The following is a 19338-nucleotide window of genomic DNA, read 5'->3' on the forward strand; positions in this document are numbered from 1 at the left end:
AACTCGCGCCGCCCGCCCCTACCCAGGAGGTCCTGCGGCAGATCACCGGCCGGACCGGCAACGGGCTAGGGTTCTCCGGTGAACGCCGAGGATCTCGACTTCCGTGCCCGGACACGGACCGGATGTATCCCGCCAGAGCTGGTCTCCCGGATCATCGAGCTCGGGTACGTCGAGGAGGTGCGGCTGCAGGCCGGCCGCGGGGAGTGGTTCTGCGCGCGGGAGTGGGCGTGGCTGCTCGCCGGTCAGGAGCGGCGGGCCGAGGCGCTGGAGGTGCTCGCCCCGTACCTCGCGACCGGCTGGTGGGAGGCCGCCGCAACCACGGCGGAGCTGCTGGAGGGCTGGGGCCGGGTCGACGAGGCGATCGCTCTGGCCCGCCCGTATGCAGAGGGCGGCGATCGGCTGGCACTGGACCGCGTCGCGCGCATGCTCGCCCGGAACGGCCGCAGCGCGGAGGCGTTCGCCCTGCTGGCGCCACATGTGCAGGACTGGTTTCTGGCCGGCGCCCTGATTGCCGTCTCCGCGGGTCTGGGCCGTGACGAAGACGTCGCCGCGCTGCTCACCGCCCGCCTCGAGGTGATCGAGCGTCGCTGTGACAGTCCGTCGTGCCGATGCGCTGCGCCGGATCCGTTGCTGGTCGGTCGGCTGGCCGAGATCCGGGAACGTCAGGGCCGCATCGACGAGGCGATCGCGGTTCTGCGCACACGGAGCAGCACCTCGGTCAACAACCGCGACCAGCTCGCCGACCTGCTGGCCCGGCACGACCGGATAGAGGAACTACGGGAGTACGCGGCCGACGAGTATCACGGGCACGCCGCCGAGCGTCTCGCGGACCTGCTGGGGGAGCGCGGTGACGTGGACGGCGCGATCGCCGTGTATCAGCGGTCGACGAGCCGAAACGGCAGCGGCGAGGTGCGGCTCGCGGAGCTTCTGACCCGTCACGGTCGAGGTGACGAGGCACTGGAGATTCTGCGATCGCTGGCCGACACCTACAGTTCGGACGACTGCATCGTCCACACGCTTTGTGAGCACTACACGGCCCTGGGGCGCCCCGAGGACGCCCTGGCCTACCTCGACGCGCGGAAGGAGCGTCATGGCGCAGAGGAATGGGAGTTCTTCTGTTTGCGGCTGCCGCTGATGGTCGCGTGCGGGCGCCGCGCGGAGGCCATCAAGCTCGCAGAAGGGCATCCCGAAGGCGACACGTGGTACGCGGCGAGAGCCATCGCCGAACTTCTGTCCGGCGACGGTCGCCACGAAGAGGCCCTCGAGATTCTCGAATCGCATGACCTGAGAAGCACCACGGCGGCACATCTCATCGAACTCGGAAGGATCAGCGAGGCGGTGACCCTCCTGCAGCGGCACGAACCGCGGCCGACCGAACAACTGTGGACCGGTACGCCTGACGACCCGCCGCCCTTCTGAGACGCAAACGTCTCAGGTCTGACCGGCTTCAGCGGATGTTCTGCTCGTGGGCCCATGTGCGTAGTTCGGCTTCGGCCTGTTCGCGGGACAGCGGGCCCCGGTCGAGATGTAGCTGCCGCAAGCGGCGGGTTGCCGCGCCGACCGGAGGGCCGGGTGGAATGTCCAGCAATGTCATGATCGCCTGGCCGTCCAGGGCGGGACGGATCCGGGCCAGTTCCCGCTCGCGCGCGGCGTCCTCGAAGTAGGCCGGCGTCCGCCCGGCGCGGGCGTAGGCCAGCCAGCGGGGCACGTCGCGTTCGAGGCCGAGCCCGACCTCGTCGAACAGGTCCACGGGCTGGTCCGGGTTCCACGAATAGGTGCGCCCGCTCGGCCGTACCCCGAGTTGTGCCAGCGCGGCGTTGATCGGCCACTGCTCCCGCGGCCCGTCGAACTCGTCGTCGAACACCGGGCCCCAGGCCAGGACACCGTCGCGCCATACCGTGGCGGCCTGGTGTCCGTCGCCGCCGAAGAAGTCGGCCTGTACGAAGGCGACCGGGCCCGCGACCGACCAGCCGGCGAGCGCCCGGCTGAGCTCCGGGTTCGTCTGCTCGGCGAAGGCGGACGGCCCGTCATCCGAAGGACCGGCCAGGTCCTCGAACAACTTCTCACTCAGCGGCATCATCGCCAGGCCGCAGCGGAGCACGGCGACCGGACCGTGGCCGACGCGGTCTCGCAGGAGCCCCGCCTCGGCGATGACAGCAGCCAGCTGGTACACGGTTCCCCCGAATCTTGAGCAGTCCACAGTCGATACAAATCGACGCGTTGTCAAGTACGAAAATCATGAATTCGTTTCAACCTTCCCTACTTTCGCACGCTTCGATGAAAGTTCCGTCCACACTCCTCGAAGATCTGGACCAAAACGCGAAAGACGCTTTACTGTGACGCCCTTCACACATTCGCGTTCGCCGATCCACCTGCCACCCGGAGGAGAACGGATGCTCTGGCCGTACCGAATAACCATGTCCTTGATCTTGACCTTGGGTCTCACCGGCATCACCTCGGCCGCCCAGGCCGCGCCGCCCCCGCAGGAACCGGGCGTGACCCTGCGGGTCTTCGACGTGCAGACCGCGCTGGACAAGATCTGCACGCTGAAACCCGCCCAGACACCGAACATCGACAAGCTGATGCCGACCGTCAACTGGACCGGCGGCGACTTCGGCATCGAGGACAACTTCGTCGCGCAGGTGCTCGGCAACGTGACCGTCCCGGCCGCGGGCGCCTACACGTTCCGGCTGACCAGCGACGACGGCTCCCGTCTGAGCGTCGCCGACACCCTGGTGATCAACCACGACGGCCTGCACGGCGCGACCGCCAAGGAGGGCGCGATCACCCTGGCCGCCGGCATCCACCCGCTGCGCATCGACTACTTCGAACGTGGCGGCGGGCAGCAGCTCACCCTGGAGTGGCGGGCCCCCGGCGCGTCCGCCTTCACGCTGGTGCCGAATTCGGCGCTGAGCACCGACTCCGGCGTCGTACGGGTGACCGCCCCCGGACGCAAGGAGTGCGAGAGCGCCGGCGACTCCCCCGGCGACGGTCTGCCGCTGACCGGGGTGCACCCGAGCTACGACCTGACCAGCCTGCGGCCCGGCACCTTCCAGCCCAAGGTCACCGGCATGGACTGGTTCCCGGACGGGCGCCTCGCCGTGCTGACCTGGGGCGGCTCGGACGACTCGGGCACCTCGTCGGCGGGTGAGGTCTACATTCTCGGCAACGCGACGGGCAACACCAGCCCCGGCAACGTGACGACGAAGAAGGTGGCCGGCGGACTCAAGGAGCCGATGGGCCTCAAGATCGTCGACGGCGTGATCTACGTGTCGGAGAAGACGAAGCTCACCCGGCTCGTCGACACCACCGGCGACGGCGTCACCGACCAGTACCAGACCGTCGCGACCTGGCCGTACGGCGGGAACTTCCACGAATTCGCGTTCGGCCTGCTCTACCAGGCGCCGAACTTCTATCTCAACCTGTCGGTGTCGATCAACTACGGCGGCAACACCACGAGTCCGCAGCCCGCCGCCAACCGCGGCACCACCATCAAGGTCAACAAGGACACCGGCGCGGTCTCCTACGTCGCCGGCGGCCTGCGCACCCCGCACGGCATCGGCTGGGGACCGGAGAACGGCCTGTTCGTCACCGACAACCAGGGCGGCTGGCTGCCCTCCTCGAAACTGCTGCACATCAAACAGGACCGTTTCTTCAACCACTACATGACGCCGCCCGGCCCGTTCGACGCCAAACCGGTCACCGCGCCGGTGCTGTGGATGCCGCAGAACGAGATCGCCAACTCCCCCAGCACACCGGTGCTGGTCAACGAGGGCGTCTTCGCCGGACAGCTGCTGATCGGCGACGTCACCTACGGCGGCATCCAGCGCGCGTACCTGGAGAAGATCAACGGCGAGTACCAGGGCGCCCTGTTCCGGCTGACCCAGGGCCTGGAAGCAGGCGTCTCCGAACTCAACATCGGACCCGACGGCGCGATCTATGCGGGCGGGCTCGGCGCCGGCGGCAACTGGGGACAGACCGGCAAGCTGACGTACGGCCTGCAGAAGCTCAGCCCCAACGGCAAGAGCACGTTCGACATCCTGGCCATGCGCGCGAAGAACGGCGGCTTCGAGCTCGAATACACCAAACCGCTCTCCACCGAGACCGCCAACGCGCTGGCCGCCCGGTACACCGTCAAGCAGTGGCGCTACCAGCCGACCGGCTCCTACGGCGGCCCCAAGATCGATGAGCAGACGCTGACCGTCACCTCAGCCGCCCTCTCCACCGACCGCAAGAAGGTCACGCTCAACATCAACGGCCTCAAAGCCGGGCATGTGGTGTACGTACGATCGCCGCGCCCGTTCACCGCCGACACCGGTGAATCGCTCTGGAGCACCGAAGCCTGGTACACCCTCAACTCCCTGACCAGCGGCCCGGCTCCGACAGTCAACACCTATCAGGCGGAGCACGCCGGACTGTCCGGCAGCGCCGGCGTGGCCACCGAGCACGCCGGATACACCGGATCCGGTTTCGTCGCCGGTTACGGCAGTGTGGGCGCGACCACCACGTTCACCGTCGACGTCGCCGCGGCCGGCACCTACGACGTGGCCCTGCGCTACGCCAACGGCCCCAACCCGTTCACCGGCACCAAGAAGATCAGCGTCTACGCCAACGGCGCCAAGGTCGGGCAGACCAGCCTCACCGACACCGGCGCCTGGACCAACTGGGCCAGCAAGTCCGAGAACATCCCGCTCAACGCCGGCGCGAACACCATCGCGTACCGCTACGACACCGGCGACGACGGCCACGTCAATCTGGACGCCATCACCATCAGCGGCGGCACCGGGCCGATCACCGGCATCGCCGGCAAGTGCCTGGACGTGAACAACGCCGGAACCGCCGACGGCACCAAAATCCAGCTCTGGACCTGCAACAACAGCAGCGCCCAGAGCTGGAGCCGGGTCGGCTCGACCTTCCGCGCCCTCGGCAAATGCCTGGACGTCGACAACAGTGGCACCACCAACGGCACCAAGGTGCAACTGTGGACCTGCAACAACTCCGCGGCCCAGATCTGGCAGCCGCAGACCAACGGCTCCATCCTCAATCCGCAGTCCGGCAAGGTCCTGGACGCTGCCACCGGCAGCTCCGCCGACGGCACACAGATCCACATCTGGGAGTACGCCGGAGGCGCCAACCAGCAATGGACCCTCCCCGGATCCGGCACGGTCGTGCTGTTCGACGGCGACGACCTGAACTCGTGGCAGAAGACCGACGGCAGCGCGGCGACGTGGCCTCTGTCCGGCGGTTCGATGGAGGTGCTCGGCGGTGACATCCGGACCAGGCAGACCTACAACGACTTCAAACTGCACGTCGAATGGTGGGAGCCCACCCTGCCGCCGGACGTGACCGGCCAGCAGCGCGGCAACAGCGGCATCTATCTCCAGGACCGCTACGAGCTCCAGGTCCTCGACTCGTACGGCGACACCACGCTCGCCAGTGACGAGGCCGGCGGCATCTATCTGAAGAAGGCGCCGGACAGCAACGCCGCGCGGGCGCCGGAGACCTGGCAGACCTACGACATCACGTTCCGGGCGGCCCGTTTCAACAGCTCCGGCGTGAAGACCGAGAACGCCCGGGTGACCGTCGTCTGGAACGGCGTCACCGTCCACAACAACGTGGCCATCGACGGCCCCACCGGCGGCGGCGCGGCCGAGAGCGCCACCTCGGGCCCGATCCGCCTGCAGGATCACGGCGACGCCGGCGCCAACGTCCGCTACCGCAACATCCGCATCGAACCCCTCGGCTGAGCAGTCCCCAGTCTCGTGCGACGGCTGGCGGGCCAAGACCGCCAGCCGTCGCTGACCACTGGAATACCGGCGGGTTTACCGGGCTCAGCGACGGCTGAGCCCGCCAGCCGTCGCTGGCCACGGGAATACCGGCGGGTTTACCGGGCTGAGCGACGGCCGGCGGCAGGGCCGGTTGTTGCCTCCGTCTATACCTAGATCTACTATGCATTTCACTTCTAGGTATGGAGGGAGGAGCACGGCAATGCGGGTAACCAAAGACCTGGTCGCCGCGTCGGCCACGCCGATCGTGCTCGGCATTCTGGCCGATGGGGACAGCTATGGCTACGCCATCCTGCAGCGCATCAACGAGATGTCCGGTGGCGAGCTCGACTGGACCGAGGGTTTCCTCTATCCCCTGCTGCACCGCCTCGAACGGCTCGGCCACGTCGAATCGGACTGGCGGGTCGCGGCCGGCGAACGCCGTCGCAAGTACTACCGGCTCACCGAGCAGGGCCGCGCCGAACTCGCCGAACAGCGTCGCCAGTGGGCGACCGTCGTCGAGGCGCTCAAACAGATCTGGCCCAGCGTCGGCGACTTCAACCCGCTGATCATCCCCCGGGAAGGCACCGCATGACCGTGACGAACGATCCGGACGAGTTGGAGGCACAGTTCGCGCAGTGGCGCAGCTACGTGCGCCGGCGGCCCGAGCTGAGCGACAGTGACGCCGACGAACTCGAGGATCACCTGCGCGGTTCGGTCGACCAGCTCACCGCCCTGGGCCTGCACGACGACGAGGCGTTTCTGGTCGCCGTGAAACGGATGGGCGGGCTCGACGAGCTGTCACGGGAGTTCGCCCGGGAGCACTCCGAACGGCTGTGGAAACAACTGGTCCTCACCGGCGACACCGGGCCGAGGAGCCGTTCCCGCACCGACCTGATCGTCATGCTGGTCTGCGCGTTCGGAGCCGCGATCTCGATCAAGGTGCCCGAGCTGTTCAGGCACAGCATCGGCTTCGACGAGGACGGCTTCTACAGTCTCAACTACTCGCTGTTCGCGCTTCCGTGGCTGGCCGGCTTCCTGCTGTGGCGGCGGCGTGCCGGACGACTGGTGTGCGCCGTCGTGGCCGCGCTGTTCGTGGTCGGTGCGGCCGCTGCGAACCTGTATCCCGTCGACACCGATTCCCAGTCGATGGGGGTCATCGCGAGCCATCTCCCGGTGGCACTGTGGTTCGTCGTCGGTCTCGCGTACGTGTCGGATGGTTTCCGATCAGCCCGGCGACGGATGGATTTCATCCGGTTCAGCGGAGAGTGGTTCGTCTACCTCACCCTGATCGGACTCGGCGGTGGAGTGCTGACGGCGTTCGCGATCGGCGCGTTCGACGCCATCGGCATCGACCTCGGCAACTTCGTCAACGAGTGGCTGCTGCCCTGCGGGCTGGTCGCCGCCGTCGTGGTGGCCGGCTGGCTCGTCGAAGCCAAACAGGGTGTCATCGAGAACATCGCGCCGGTGCTGACCCGGCTGTTCACGCCGTTGTTCACCGTCGGGCTGCTGGCGTTCCTGGTCACGATCGGCTGGAACGGCCGCCGCATCGACGTCGACCGGGGCAACCTGGTGCTGTTCGACATGCTGCTGGTCCTGGTGCTCGGGCTGTTGCTGTACTCGATGTCGGCCCGTGATCCGCTGGCCCCGGCCGGCAAGTTCGACGTCATGCAGCTGGTGCTGGTGGCCAGCGCCGTGGTGATGGACGCGCTGGTGCTGTACACGATGACCGGCCGCGTCGACCGGTACGGCAGCACACCGAACAACATGACGGCGCTCGGCGCGAATATCGTGCTGCTGGTCAATCTCGTCTGGACCGCCTGGCTGCTGCTGCGTTTCGTCCGCCGCCGGCAGCCCTTCGCGACGATCGAGCGCTGGCAGACCACGTACCTGCCGGTCTACGCCGGTTGGATGTGGATCGTCGTGCTGGTCCTGCCGCCGGTGTTCGCGTTCCGGTGACCTAGGCCGCCACCCGGTCCCGGCCGGTGTGCTTGGCGACGTACAGCTGACGGTCGGCGGCCGCGAGCAGCGGGGCCGCCACCGTCAGGCCGGGTGGGGCGGTGGCCACGCCGATGCTCGCGGTCACCGGCAGCGTTCCGGTGACCGCGGCCCACTCGAAGTCCCGGATCAGGCAACGGACGCCGTCGCTGAAGCGGGCGGCCTCCGCGAGGTCGAAGCCGGGCAGGATCAGCAGGAACTCCTCGCCACCGAGCCGGGCCGCGACCCCGGCGCCGGCCACGACGTCCTGCAACAGGTAGCCGACCTGCTGGAGCACGGCGTCGCCGGTGGCGTGCGACAGCGTGTCGTTGATCTGTTTGAAGTGGTCCAGGTCGACGATCGCCACCGACAGCACTCCCCCACGGCTGAGCAGCTCGGCCAGCTGCTCGTCGACGTGGCGGCGGTTGTACAGCCCGGTCAGGGCGTCACGGTGGGCCAGTTCGCGGAACTCCTCGGTGGCCCGCCGGGCCTCGTCGGCCTCGAAGAGCGCCTGCATCGCGCGGGCGCGGGCCTCCCGCTGCGTGTTCTGCAGGCTGGCCAGGCTCTCCTGGTAGCGCAGCAGCTCCTCGTAGGCGTCCCGGTAACGGTCGGTGGCGGCGTACAGGGCCGCCTGCTCGCGGCGCACCTGCACCCTCGCCCGGGCCAGATCGCGGGCGTCGCACAGTTCCACCGCCCGGTCGAGCGCCGTCTGGGCTGCCTCCGGGCGGCCGCTGAGCCGACGTGCCTCAGCCAGCGTGAGCAGGCACTCCGCCGTACCATCGCCGTCGACGTCGACAACCGTGCCGGCCAGCACACCGGAAAGCGTCGCCTCAAGGGCGACGAAACGCCCGGCCATCATCTCGACCCGGGCGATGGTGTCGATCTCCTTCGCGGCAAGGCCGCGGCCACGACCGGAAAGTTCCCGCATGCGTACGGCCAGAGCGCGCGCAGCCGGCTCGTCATCTCGTTCGTACGCGTTGTAGGCCATGTTGTTGAGTGCCCGAAGGGCGAGTCCGTCGTCGCCCACCTCGGCCGAGATCCGCAGGACCTCGCGGTAACGCACATCGCTCTCGTCGAACGAGCCGTTGTCGTCCAGGGCGCAGCCGAGCTGAAGCAGATGCCGGGCGCGGACCGGCGGCGACGCGTCGGCCGGCAGGAACGACACGCCCTGCACGCCGTGGGCCAGGGCTTCGGAGAAGTCGCCGAGCAGGCGGTAGAAGTTGGACAGCATCCGGTGGGCGCGCGCCTGGAGATAGGGCAGGTCGTGCTTCTCGGCCCATTCCAGGGTCTGCCGGGCGCTGTGCCCGCTCGGTCCCAGGTGTCCCTCGCGCATCAGGGCGTCCGCGATGACCATGTCGCAGCGGTGGACCGACTCCTCGTCACCGGCCGCGACGGCGAGCGCGCGCAGCTCGGCGGCCTGCTGCCGGATGGCGGCGAACTCCTCGATGTCGGGGGTGCCCTCCAGCTCGGTGACGAGCGTGACGAGGTCGCGGACCGCGGTGCCGGCCGTCATCGCCACCTCCGTTCGCCAGGTGTCCGGACAACTCGATCGTCTCCTACCCGGGGTGGCAGGACGACCCAACGAGGTTGCAGTTGGGTTGCCGCCCGCCCTTCATCGACGGCGCGGGGCGCTCCGGAGCAGGGGGCACGACGGGGACGATGCCACACCACGACAACAGTCCGATCGATGGTGCCGGCATGCCCGGACCGGCATTCCACGGCCGGGGTCATCGAACCTTTGTTAGCGTGACTCGCGGCTCGGCTTCCTGCCACCGGAGATCACCGTGAAGGCCCTGGCCAGAGCGCCGATGCGGCCACGGTGAACGACCGGCGACGCCCGTTACCGATCTCGATGAATCGCGACTCCGGGCGCCGGAGAAAGCCACGCTGCCACCCATTCGTCGTACAGCTGCACGGGGGTTCTCATGAAACACCACAAACTGAGCAAGCGTATGGGCGTCCTGGCCGCCGCGGCCATGCTGATGTTCAGCATCCTGCCCGCGGTCGCGGCCAACGCCGCGATTCAGGCCGTCTCGAAGATCTCGGTGGTCAACAACGGCGGGTACGTGTTCTCGTTCAAGGTGCAGTGGCTCAGCGCCGACGACGGCACGTGGCACACCACCGACTGGGACAGCGGCCAGTACCCGATCAACCAGACCCGGACCACGCCGCTGCTGTCCCAGATCGGCGTGCCGGCCGACGCGCTGGCGGTCACGCCGTACGGCTCGGCGGTGCTGGGCACCTCCGGTCAGGGGCACGGCTTCGTCCGGTTCGCTCCGAAGAGCAGCAGCGTCGCCACCTACCGCGCCACCGGCACCACCTTCGTCGGCTTCGACATCAGTCTGATCTCCTGACCTGGGGAGCACCACCGCCCGGCGGGCCCATCGGGCCTCCCGGGCGGTGACGGGCCAAGCTCTCCGCCGCGTCGGCCAGGAGCCGATCCGGCCCGGACAGACGAGATCCAGGACGCCCCGCGTACGTGGTCAGGCGCGGGCGCCGTCCGGGCTTCGGAGGTCGAGGTCGAACGGGTTGCGCAGCCGCTGCATGGCTTCGGTGCTGCGGTCGGTCTCCGGCCTCGGCTGAGCGTCCTGGGCAGGTCGGTCTTCACCGCGAAACACCACTGCGTGAGCGGACATACGGGCTCCCCGTGAATCAGTACGACTGTTGCGCGGCAGTATTACCCGTTCACCCCCGTTTGGGAACCGGTTTTGCCGGTCAGAACGTCCGGCTCGATGGACGCGACCTCCTGCACCGTCGGCGTCATCCGGGCGAGGCGGAGCAGCCACCGATGATCGCTGTACTACGCTGCCGAAAAGTCGGTCGGGTGGGCTCCGGCAACGGCCACCGACCAGCGGCAACGGGAGAAGAACACCGATGGGAAACATCGCGGACAGCCGGATCCTCACCGAGGACACGCTGAAGCTCGAACTCGGCCCGGCTGAGCTCGCGCCGGAGGACGTGGTGGCCGGCCGCCCCGAGGTCTCCTCGCGGGTCCTGAGCGAGGGACCCGGCGCCGAGGTCGGCATCTGGCAGCTGACCACGGGCACGGTGACCGACACCGAGGTCGACGAGGTGTTCATCGTGCTGGCCGGCGACGGCACGGTCGCCTTCACCGACGGTTCGGAGATCAACCTCAAACCCGGCGTGGCCGTACGGCTGAATGCGGGCGACCGCACGGTCTGGACCGTACGGAAGACGCTGCGCAAGATCTACGTCGTCTGATTCCCGTCCGGCGCGGCGGGATCTTCTACAGATTTCCTACAGATCCATTACAGATCGGCACGCAACCCTGCCTCCAGGTCGTGGCTCATCACGACACCGAGCGAAGTGAGGTTGCGATGAGGAAACTCCAGCGCGCGGCGGCTGTCCTGCTGGTCACGGCCGGGACCGTCGCCGTCACCGCCCAGCCCGCGCAGGCGGCCATGGCCTCCTGTGTGGTGCCGTGGAGCGGCTGCGAAACCGCTGCGGTACCCGCTGAGGACGGGGTGATCTGGGTCGGCATCACCACCCCGGCGTTCAACCTGTGCGACTGGCGGGTCAAGGACATCATGAACGGGGCGATCATCCGGACCCGAACAACAATGGGTGACTGGGGAGAACGCATCACCGGGGTGCACAGCTGGTACCGGCTGGAACTCACCAACTGCCGCACCAGCTCCACCGGCACGATCAGGTGATTCCCTCGCGCGTGCCACCGGCGGGGTGAGGGGCCGGCCGTCAGCCGGCCGGCCTGTTACGCCTGCCGCCGGTGGTGGCGAGAATCCGCGACGAAACCGCCAGGCGCTTGGACAGCCCGTACGTCTTGATCGGGCTGCTGCTGACCGTCTCCTTGTAGAACACGGCGGCTCGGCCGGTCAGATACCAGCGGCGCGGAGTGTCGTCACCGTTGGTGAACTGGATCACCGCGTCCTTGCGCCCGAGGCTGACCGGCTGGTGGAGGTAGCCGAAACGGAACGGCCTGAGCTGCTCGCCCCGCAGCTGACGGCTGATGTTCTCGGCAGCGTGTGCCGCCGCCGGGATGCTGCTCTGGCAGGTGCCGTGCAGGACGCCGTAGGCCTGGGTGATGGCGGCCGCGTCACCGATCGCGTAGATCTCCGGGTGCGAAACCGACCGCAACATCGCATCGGTCCGGATACGCCCGCGCTCATCAGTGGTGATTCCGGCCTCGGCGGCGAGCGGGGCGACGTGGACACCCGTGGTCCACAGGCAGCCGTCCGCGGCGATGAACTCGCCACCCTCCAATTCGACCCCGTGCGCCAGGACCCGGGTCACGCCGGTGCCTGCCCGCACGGTCACGCCGAGCCGGCTCAAGGTCGCGATCAGATATGCGCGGGCGCCGGCCCCCATCATCGCGGCCGGTTCGCCCCGGCTCAGCAGGGTGACCCGGACGTTCGGGTGGGACTCGGCGATCTCAGCCGCGGCCTCTATCCCGGTCAGGCCCGCGCCGCAGACCAGGAAGTGGCGGGTGTCCGGGCGCGCGAGGTGCTCAGCCATGTCCTGTGCGCTCCGCGGGGCGTTGAGGGTGAAGGCGTGTTCGGCCGCCCCGGGGACGGTCCCGGTGTCGGTGGTGCTGCCGATCGCGTAGACCAGCGTGTCGTAGCGGAGGACTTGCGGACCGTCGGCGGCGGTCGACACCGCGACGGTGTGCCCGGCGGTGTCGATGCCGGTCACCCGGCCCGGCACGAACCGGATGCCGGTGCCGGCGACCAGATCCGCGATGCGGTGCTCGGCGAGCTGCTGGCCGGTGGCGATCTGGTGCATCCGCAGCCGCTCGGTGAACGTCTCCCCCGGGTTGACGAGCGTCACCCGCACTCGCTCCCGGGTCCGCTTCGCCGTGCCGAGGGCGGCGAGCATGCCGGCGTATCCGGCGCCGATGACAACTACCTGCTTGATGTCGGTCATGCCGCACGGACGACACAGCCACCCCGAGCCGTGAGGTGCTGTGTCAGGCGTCACAGGCCGCCGACGGCCGTGAGTTTCTCCGGGTTGCTGATCAGATGGATCTCCTGCGCGCGTCCGTCGACCAGATGCAGCACGATCACCGCCACCGGCGTGTCTGCGGAGTAGATGACGACGCCGGGACCGCCGTTGATGCCGGTCAGCACCACGCGCGGCTCGGGCGGCATACGACCGCCGAAGGTGACCAGCGCCCGCGCCACCAGGTCGCTGCCCTCGATCGCCCGACGCGGCGCCGGCGCCAGGCCACCGCCGTCGCACACCAGCCGGACGTCCGGGGCCAGCACCTCCATCAGCGAGACGAGGTCGCCACCGGCGCTCGCCGACATGAACGACTCGGTGACCCTGCGCCGGGTCGCCTGATCGGTGTCGTAGCGTCGCCGCCCGCGGTTCACGTGCTCGCGGGCACGCACCGCGGTCTGGCGTACCGACTCCGGACTGCGCTCGACCATGGTGGCGATCTCGGTGTGGGAGTAGCCGAACGCCTCGTGCAGCACGAAGACCGCCCGCTCCACGGCGGACAGCGATTCGAGGATCAGCAACAAAGCCAGCGACACCGACTCCGAGCGCTCGACCTCGTCGGCGACATCCGCTGAGGTCAGCACGGGTTCGGGCAGCCACGGGCCGACGTAGGTCTCGCGCCGTGACGCGGCGCTGCGCAGCCGGTCGATCGCCAGACGGGTGGTCACCCGGACCAGGTAGCCCTCCGGGTTCTCCACGTGCCCGGCGTCGAGGGCGCTCCACCGCAGCCACGCGTCCTGGACCACGTCCTCGGCGTCGCTCCAGCGGCCGAGAACCCGATAGGCGACGGAGACGAGGAGGGCCCGGTGCTCGTGGAAGATCGACGCTCCCGACACGTGCGCCCTTCCTTCTCCGGTCAAGCCGTGTCCAGTACCAGAGCGGTCCGCCGGCGAACGGTCCGCACGACGTTGTATACCAGCAGTCCGGCCGCCGCCCCGAGAACCCCGCCGAGGATCATCGGGGCCCCGGTCGGCGCATCGTTCGGTGGGGCCAGCACCACCAGGACCGGCGAGGCATACGCGACCGCCCGCCGGACCCGATCCGACCCGGCCGCCGCCAGCAGCACGAACCCCCACAGCAGATACCAGACGTGCACGACCGGACTGAGCACCACGAACGCCACCAGCGCCACCCCGCAGGCGGCGACCATGTCCGATCCGGTGCCGACCCGGTGCAGCAGGACCAGCGTGATCACCCCGGCCAGCAGCAGCCCGGCCAGCCACAGCGCCTCCTGCCCGCCGAACACCCCACCGAGCTGGGTGGTCAGCGACATCCAGGTGCGGGCCCGCGTCGGCGCACGCAACGCCGGCACCCAGCCGAAGCCGGTCCCTGCGATCGTGGTGACGGCCACCGCCGTACCGCCGGAAATGAAGATCGTCGCGCCGCCGGCGCGAAGCAACCGGAACCGGCCCGGAAGCCGGCCCGCCCAGAGCACGGCCAGAAACGCCAAGCCGAGCAGGGCCGGGCCCTTGACCAGCCCGGCCAGGGTGATCAGCACGACGCCGAGCACCGGACGGTGACGCAGCGCCAGCAGCAGCCCGGCACACATCAGCGCGACCATCACGGCGTCGTTGTGCGCGTCCACCACCAGGTGCAGCAGGACCAGCGGGTTCAGCACGCCCAGCCACAGCGCGGTGGACGGGTCGACGCCGCATTCCCGGGCGATCCGCGGAACGGTCACCGCGAGCACGGCGACCCCGCCGACCGCGAGCAGGCGCATGCCGATCAGTCCGGGCCACAGTTCGTGCTGGGTGACCGTCGTGACAGCGCCGGCCAGGCGGAGGAAGACCGGCCCGTACGGCGCCGGGGTGTCCTGCCAGATCGCCGGCACGTGGGCGGCCAGTTCGCCGCCGAGCGCCTGCGGTCCCCACCGATACGGGTCGAGGCCGGCCATCGTCATCGCGCCCTGCGCCAGGTAGCTGTAGACGTCCCGGCTGAAGATCGGCCCACTCAGCGCGAACGGAACCGCCCACATCACCCCGGTGCGGATCATGACGGCGGGCTCGGCCCGGAGCCGTCCGATCATCCACCAGGCCAGTACCAGCAGGGTCATACCCAGGTAGGACACCGCGATCGGCCACAGGATCGCCGCCACCGCCTCCGGCGGAAGCTGCACCGCGTCACCGGACGGCCCCACTCCGACGTAGAGCCCGCCCACGGCGACCAGCGTGCTGCCGGCGACACCCAGCCACTGCCACTTGCGCACGCTCAACAGTTCCCCTCCGTCGGGCCCGGCGGCTCACCGTAGCGATCAAGAGGGAACCCCCGGTGAACGGCAGGCGGCCCGCTCCCGCTCAATTCCAGACCCCGCTCCGGTACGGCCACCCCGCCCCAACCGCAGATCGACCGTCCCGTGGCTCCCCCGCGACGCCCGAACTCCGCAAGACCGAAACGCGCCCGCCGGGCTGATCCGCCACCAGCCGTCGCTCAGCGCGGCAATACCACCCGCAAAACCGCCGTGAGCGACGGCTCACGGTCTGCGGCCCACCCGCCCGGAGGGGTGTGCCCGATCCCAGGCGGCTTCGTCGTACCGATCTTGGCCCGGCTGGCTCCCACCGCTGACTCTGATGGCCAATTGAGGAACCCGTCTACCAGCGGAACGTGGCGGCGACTGCCGTCGACCTGCCACCCGACAGCCGGCGCCAACCGCTGGGTCATCATCGAGGTCCAATTCCGCTGCCCTGGCGGCGTGGCCCGTGATCGGTCTTTTCTGAAACCCGCGAGCGGCACGGCATGACTGCCTCCAGCTCTCGTTGACCGGCCAGCGGCACAACATCGCTGCTTCCCGGCCTGAACGGACCGCCAGCGGCACCGCACGGCTGCTTCCTCGGCGTTTCAGGGTTCCTCACGCACCGCTCGGGCCACCTGCGCGGCATTTTAGGGTTGCTCCCGCATCGCTGGGCTGCCTGGCGACGGCCCCCGCCACGTTTCCGCAGGTAGACGGGTTCCCCAATCAGCCAGCAGGGTCACCGCCGTCTTGGGACGCGTGAGACAGCGGTGGGGGCCAGCCGGGTACGCCTTTTGGCGCAGCGTAGGCGGGCGTCGGTGGAACGCCGGCCGTCGCTCGGGCCGGTCAATGTGGGCGGGAGACCGGCGTGGGCTACGGCTCGCGGGTTGGTTCGGGAGTTGGTCGCTCCGCTGCGCGAAGCGGCCCTGATCGGGAGGAAATAGGTCTACTTTCGAGTCAGGGAGCTGGGGTGCGTTCGGCGTCGGAGCGTTCTACGCAGAACTCGTTGCCCTCGGGGTCGGCCAAGGTGGCCCAGCCCGTGCCGTCGGGGCGGCGGTGGTCGGCGACCAGGGTGGCGCCGAGGGCGAGTAGGCGGGTGACCTCCTCGTCCCGGGTGCGGTCGGTGGGTTTCAGGTCGAGGTGCACCCGGTTCTTCATCGTCTTGTGGTCGGGCACCCGGACGAAGAGCATCCGGGCGCCGGAGGGTGGGATCACCGAGGCCTCCGGATCGCCCGGGAAGTCGTCGTCGGCCAGCGGGTTTCCGGTGACCGCGCTCCAGAACTGCGCCAGGTCGTACGGGTCACCGACACAGTCGACGGTGATGTGATTGACCACAGAACTCATGATCTTGAGAGTATCAACGCGGCCTCTTCGCTAGCACGAGCCGCCGCCGAGGGCGCCCTTCGCGAGGGTCACGTCCTTGCCCTCCAGTTTGATCAGCAGGCCGGTCGGGGTCACCTCGACGCTCTGGTAGTCGAGGTTGGCCGGGAGCTCCTGCAGCGGGTAGGTGGTCGGCGCCGACTTCACCTGGGACAGCACGGTGGCCGCCGGGAACCGGGTGCCGAACATCTCGATCTCCCGCGGCGAGATGTCCAGAGTGTTGCCGGTGATCTTCGGTTGGGCGTACAGCTGAATCTTGGTGTCCTGTTTTGAACCCTTGGTCGACGCGGTCAGGAAGCCGCCCTCGGCGCCGAACGTGGTCGGCTGTCCGCCCTCCGGCTGTTTCAGGACGGAGAACGACTGGATGGTGGTCCCGCCGACCGTGACGTGTACGCCCTGCGGGTCCACCGCGACCTTCTGGTATCGCACGCCGGACGGCAGTTCCGGCAGTTTGCGGGTGAGGTCCTTCTCGTCGATCTGGGAGAGCACGATCTTGGAGAGGAAGTCGTCGGTCTCCCGGTCCTTGCCCAGGATGTGCACCAGGCGCGGGACCAGGGTGAGCGAGTCGCCGTCGAGCCGGGGTTCGGCACGGATGGTGAGGGGCACGTCGATGATCGGCTCGACCTTGATCGCGGTGGAGATGCCGAGCAGCCCGTCGGCGGCCGAGTAGGTGACCGTCTGGTCGCCGACCTGGGTGGGCAGTGTGTTCAGCGCCTGGGTGGCGACGCCGGCCAGGGCCACGTGCAGGCCGTCGGTGCGCGGGCTGATCGATCGGTAGGTCACGCCGGCCGGCAGTTCGGGCAGGTCCTGCTTGCGGACGCCACCGGTCAGCGATGAGGCCTTGGCCGCGGCGACCTTCTTGCCGAAGATCTCCAGCTGCTGTGGCACCGCTTCGGCACTGTCGCCGGCGATGCGCATCTTGAGGAACAGCTTCGCCTTGACGTTCTCCGACGCCTCGGCCGGCACGACGGTCTCGACCGTGAGGCCGCCGTCGTCGGCGCGCCGGTAGGTGGGCGCGGTGGTTCCCTCGACGGTCGGCATGTTCGCGAAGCCGATCGTGATCGCGGCGTTCATCGCGCCGACGTGGGTCTGGTCGGCGGCCGGCTGGCTCACGTCGTGCAGGGTGGCGGTGAAGGACGCGTGCTGCACCCCGGACAGGGTGGCGTCCGGCACGGTGAGCTGCACCTCGGAGAGGGTGCCGGACAGGGCCTGGGCCAGCAGGCGGTCGCCGCCGACGGTGACCTGCGCGCAGGAGACCTGGGCGCTGACCCGTTCGACGACCTGGTCGGCGACCAGCCGGTCGAGGAACGGGATCGGCAGGGCGTAGGCCGCCGCGCCGAGGGCGACCAGCACGGTGGCGCCGGCTGCGCCGCGGATCAGCCATCGGCGGCGGGGGTTCGGGGCGTGCGCGGCACGATGGAGCAGTCGGCCGAGCCCAAGGCCGGTGAGCAACGTGGACATGCCACCTCCGCGACGGTCGGGAGTCCGTTGACGCGATCAGGGTGGAGTACGGCCTAAGTTACTCATCAGTTCATCTGGGCGTGACTCCCGTAACGCAACCGAAACCCGGCTCACGGGCAGGGAAACGACGCCGAAGAAGGCCGTATGCCCCTGTCGCTCCGCCGGTTGCGCCTCCTCGAGGCATCGCTCGGCGTCGCATCGCTGACCGCGCTGCACGCGTTCGGGCTCGCCGTGCCCGGGAACATCTGGCACTTCAACGCGTTCCTGATCATCGGAACCGTGGTGGTGACCGCACTGGCGAACGCGCGCCCCGGCCTGCCGGCCATCGCGCTGCAACTCGCCCTCACCGCCGCGGTGCTGTACCTGACCGGCTGGGGGCCGGTGATGACGTTCGACTTCGTGATCGTCGGCTGGCTGGTCTGCGACGACTTCGCCCGGCGCTGGCGTTCCGTGGTCGCCCTGGTGATGGTCGCGATCGCGGCCGGGCAGGCGGCGGTGTGGGCCGGACTGGCCCCGTCGTACCTGGACAACCGGTCGGCTCAGCTGGCCGGCCTGGTCGGGGCGGCGGCGGTGCTGACGGCGATGGTGCTGATCGGCCGGGAGGCGCAGGCGCGGGCCGAGGCCGAACTGGACCGCAGCACCAACGAGGAACGCTTCCGGGCGGTGCTCCAGGATTCGCACGACGTCACGGTCATCACCGACGCCGAGGGCACGCCGGTCTTCGTGAGCTCGGCCGTCGAACGGGTGATGGGGGTGACCGTCGAGCAGCACATCGCCGGCCGGGCGGAACTGGTTCACCCGGACGACGCCGAGATCACCGAGACGATGTTCAAGGAGCTGCTCGCCGGCCGCCGGGAGCAGGTCGCCGAGGCGCGGCTGCGGCACGCCGACGGGTCCTGGCGCTGGCACGAGATCTCCGCCCGCAACCTGCTCGACAACCCGGCGGTCCGCGGGCTGGTCTTCAACCATCGCGACATCACGGCCCGCAAGACCTACCAGGAGAAGCTGGCGTACGAGGCGACGCACGACGCGCTGACCGGTCTGGCCAACCTGGCAGCGCTGCGTACCGGCCTGACCTCGTGGTGTTCCGGGGAGAGCTACTCGGCGCTGGGCGCGGTGCTCTACCTCGACCTGGACGGCTTCAAGCAGGTCAACGACCAGCTGGGCCACGCCGCCGGCGACGAGCTGCTGGAGTTCACCGCCCGCACGCTGCGTGCCTGCGTACTCGGCAGTGACCTGGTGGCCCGGCTCGGCGGCGACGAGTTCGCGGTGCTGCTCACCGAGATCAACGACCCCCGGGACGCGATCACCGTGGCCGAGCGGATCATCGACCGGCTCGCCGAGCCGGAGCCACTGGCCGGGCACATGCTGCGGGTCCGGGCGAGCGTCGGCATCGCGGTGAGCCGGCCCGGCGAGCACGGCACGGCCGAGCTGCTGCGCCAGGCGGACGCCGCGATGTACGAGGCGAAGCGCGCCGGTTCGCACGGCTGGCGGCTGCACTCGATGGCCGGCTGATCCGTTTGAGCAGTCGCTCAACATGCCGTACGCTGA

General features: G+C 69.3%; 15 protein-coding genes and 1 pseudogene. 8 read left to right on the forward strand and 8 right to left on the reverse strand.

Going from position 1 to position 19338, the window contains the following annotated elements:
* Positions 1-78 precede the first annotated feature (78 nt).
* A complete protein-coding gene (locus AB0E94_RS08780; protein ID WP_360324110.1) occupies positions 79-1419 on the forward strand; it encodes a hypothetical protein in 1341 nt (446 codons plus the stop codon).
* A 28-nt stretch (positions 1420-1447) separates the two neighbouring features.
* On the opposite strand, the pseudogene AB0E94_RS08785 reads toward AB0E94_RS08780, so the two are convergent.
* Positions 1448-1642 (reverse strand): annotated as a pseudogene (locus tag AB0E94_RS08785) (CCA tRNA nucleotidyltransferase); the annotation flags it as partial.
* 775 nt (positions 1643-2417) lie between these two features.
* On the opposite strand from AB0E94_RS08785, the gene AB0E94_RS08790 reads away from it, so the two are divergent.
* From AB0E94_RS08790 to AB0E94_RS08800, 3 genes are all read left to right on the forward strand, one after another.
* Positions 2418-5747, forward strand: coding sequence for a family 16 glycoside hydrolase (locus AB0E94_RS08790; RefSeq protein WP_360324112.1), 3330 nt, complete (start codon positions 2418-2420; stop codon positions 5745-5747).
* 241 nt (positions 5748-5988) lie between these two features.
* Positions 5989-6360 (forward strand): helix-turn-helix transcriptional regulator, encoded by a 372-nt coding sequence (locus AB0E94_RS08795; protein WP_360324114.1) that lies wholly within the window; start codon positions 5989-5991, stop codon positions 6358-6360.
* Positions 6357-7724: a permease prefix domain 1-containing protein gene (locus AB0E94_RS08800; RefSeq protein ID WP_360324116.1), complete on the forward strand. Its 1368-nt coding sequence runs from the start codon at positions 6357-6359 to the stop codon at positions 7722-7724. Before AB0E94_RS08795 ends, AB0E94_RS08800 begins: the two co-directional genes overlap by 4 nt.
* 1 nt (position 7725) lies before the next feature.
* On the opposite strand, the gene AB0E94_RS08805 is transcribed toward AB0E94_RS08800, so the two are convergent.
* Positions 7726-9255, reverse strand: a complete 1530-nt coding sequence (locus tag AB0E94_RS08805) for a GGDEF domain-containing protein (RefSeq protein WP_360324118.1) — start codon at positions 9253-9255, stop codon at positions 7726-7728.
* A 412-nt stretch (positions 9256-9667) separates the two neighbouring features.
* Here AB0E94_RS08805 and AB0E94_RS08810 point away from each other — a divergent pair, with 412 nt between their 5' ends.
* Complete coding sequence (locus tag AB0E94_RS08810; RefSeq protein WP_360324120.1) at positions 9668-10096, forward strand: hypothetical protein; 429 nt, start codon at positions 9668-9670, stop codon at positions 10094-10096.
* A 129-nt stretch (positions 10097-10225) separates the two neighbouring features.
* Here the strand turns inward: AB0E94_RS08810 and AB0E94_RS08815 are convergent, their stop codons facing one another.
* On the reverse strand, positions 10226-10378 hold the full coding sequence (locus AB0E94_RS08815; protein WP_360324122.1) for a hypothetical protein: 153 nt from the start codon (positions 10376-10378) through the stop codon (positions 10226-10228).
* Positions 10379-10616: 238 nt separating this feature from the next.
* Between AB0E94_RS08815 and AB0E94_RS08820 the strand changes: the two genes are divergently transcribed.
* Together AB0E94_RS08820 and AB0E94_RS08825 are read left to right on the forward strand one after the other, a co-directional pair.
* Complete coding sequence (locus AB0E94_RS08820; RefSeq protein WP_360324124.1) at positions 10617-10964, forward strand: cupin domain-containing protein; 348 nt, start codon at positions 10617-10619, stop codon at positions 10962-10964.
* A gap of 116 nt (positions 10965-11080) precedes the next feature.
* Complete coding sequence (locus AB0E94_RS08825) at positions 11081-11419, forward strand: hypothetical protein (RefSeq protein WP_360324126.1); 339 nt, start codon at positions 11081-11083, stop codon at positions 11417-11419.
* A 40-nt stretch (positions 11420-11459) separates the two neighbouring features.
* Here AB0E94_RS08825 and AB0E94_RS08830 read toward each other — a convergent pair whose 3' ends face one another.
* The 5 genes from AB0E94_RS08830 to AB0E94_RS08850 form a co-directional block, all read right to left on the reverse strand.
* Positions 11460-12644 (reverse strand): FAD-dependent oxidoreductase, encoded by a 1185-nt coding sequence (locus AB0E94_RS08830; protein WP_360324128.1) that lies wholly within the window; start codon positions 12642-12644, stop codon positions 11460-11462.
* Between the two features lie 50 nt (positions 12645-12694).
* Positions 12695-13555 (reverse strand): RNA polymerase sigma factor SigJ, encoded by an 861-nt coding sequence (gene sigJ, locus AB0E94_RS08835; protein ID WP_360324130.1) that lies wholly within the window; start codon positions 13553-13555, stop codon positions 12695-12697.
* Between the two features lie 20 nt (positions 13556-13575).
* Positions 13576-14925: a polyprenol phosphomannose-dependent alpha 1,6 mannosyltransferase MptB gene (gene mptB / locus AB0E94_RS08840; protein WP_360324162.1), complete on the reverse strand. Its 1350-nt coding sequence runs from the start codon at positions 14923-14925 to the stop codon at positions 13576-13578.
* A 978-nt stretch (positions 14926-15903) separates the two neighbouring features.
* On the reverse strand, positions 15904-16290 hold the full coding sequence (locus AB0E94_RS08845) for a VOC family protein (RefSeq protein ID WP_360324132.1): 387 nt from the start codon (positions 16288-16290) through the stop codon (positions 15904-15906).
* A 30-nt stretch (positions 16291-16320) separates the two neighbouring features.
* The gene (locus AB0E94_RS08850) at positions 16321-17787 is read right to left on the reverse strand and encodes an LmeA family phospholipid-binding protein (protein WP_360324134.1); all 1467 of its coding nucleotides are present in this window, start codon (positions 17785-17787) and stop codon (positions 16321-16323) included.
* Positions 17788-17931: 144 nt separating this feature from the next.
* Here AB0E94_RS08850 and AB0E94_RS08855 point away from each other — a divergent pair, with 144 nt between their 5' ends.
* Complete coding sequence (locus AB0E94_RS08855; RefSeq protein ID WP_360324136.1) at positions 17932-19302, forward strand: diguanylate cyclase; 1371 nt, start codon at positions 17932-17934, stop codon at positions 19300-19302.
* The last annotated feature ends 36 nt before the right edge of the window (positions 19303-19338 follow it).

It is taken from the genome of Actinoplanes sp. NPDC026670 (assembly GCF_040638175.1).
In the GTDB taxonomy this organism is placed as follows: Bacteria; Actinomycetota; Actinomycetes; order Mycobacteriales; family Micromonosporaceae; genus Actinoplanes.

Coding starts and splice junctions, on each gene's coding strand:
- AB0E94_RS08850 (WP_360324134.1), bottom strand. CDS start 17,787: ATGTCCACGTTGCTCACCGGCCTTGGGCTCGGCCGACTGCTCCATCGT.
- AB0E94_RS08845 (WP_360324132.1), bottom strand. CDS start 16,290: ATGAGTTCTGTGGTCAATCACATCACCGTCGACTGTGTCGGTGACCCG.
- AB0E94_RS08855 (WP_360324136.1), top strand. CDS start 17,932: ATGCCCCTGTCGCTCCGCCGGTTGCGCCTCCTCGAGGCATCGCTCGGC.
- AB0E94_RS08815 (WP_360324122.1), bottom strand. CDS start 10,378: ATGTCCGCTCACGCAGTGGTGTTTCGCGGTGAAGACCGACCTGCCCAG.
- AB0E94_RS08820 (WP_360324124.1), top strand. CDS start 10,617: ATGGGAAACATCGCGGACAGCCGGATCCTCACCGAGGACACGCTGAAG.
- AB0E94_RS08825 (WP_360324126.1), top strand. CDS start 11,081: ATGAGGAAACTCCAGCGCGCGGCGGCTGTCCTGCTGGTCACGGCCGGG.
- AB0E94_RS08790 (WP_360324112.1), top strand. CDS start 2,418: ATGTCCTTGATCTTGACCTTGGGTCTCACCGGCATCACCTCGGCCGCC.
- AB0E94_RS08805 (WP_360324118.1), bottom strand. CDS start 9,255: ATGACGGCCGGCACCGCGGTCCGCGACCTCGTCACGCTCGTCACCGAG.
- AB0E94_RS08795 (WP_360324114.1), top strand. CDS start 5,989: ATGCGGGTAACCAAAGACCTGGTCGCCGCGTCGGCCACGCCGATCGTG.
- AB0E94_RS08810 (WP_360324120.1), top strand. CDS start 9,668: ATGAAACACCACAAACTGAGCAAGCGTATGGGCGTCCTGGCCGCCGCG.
- AB0E94_RS08830 (WP_360324128.1), bottom strand. CDS start 12,644: ATGACCGACATCAAGCAGGTAGTTGTCATCGGCGCCGGATACGCCGGC.
- AB0E94_RS08800 (WP_360324116.1), top strand. CDS start 6,357: ATGACCGTGACGAACGATCCGGACGAGTTGGAGGCACAGTTCGCGCAG.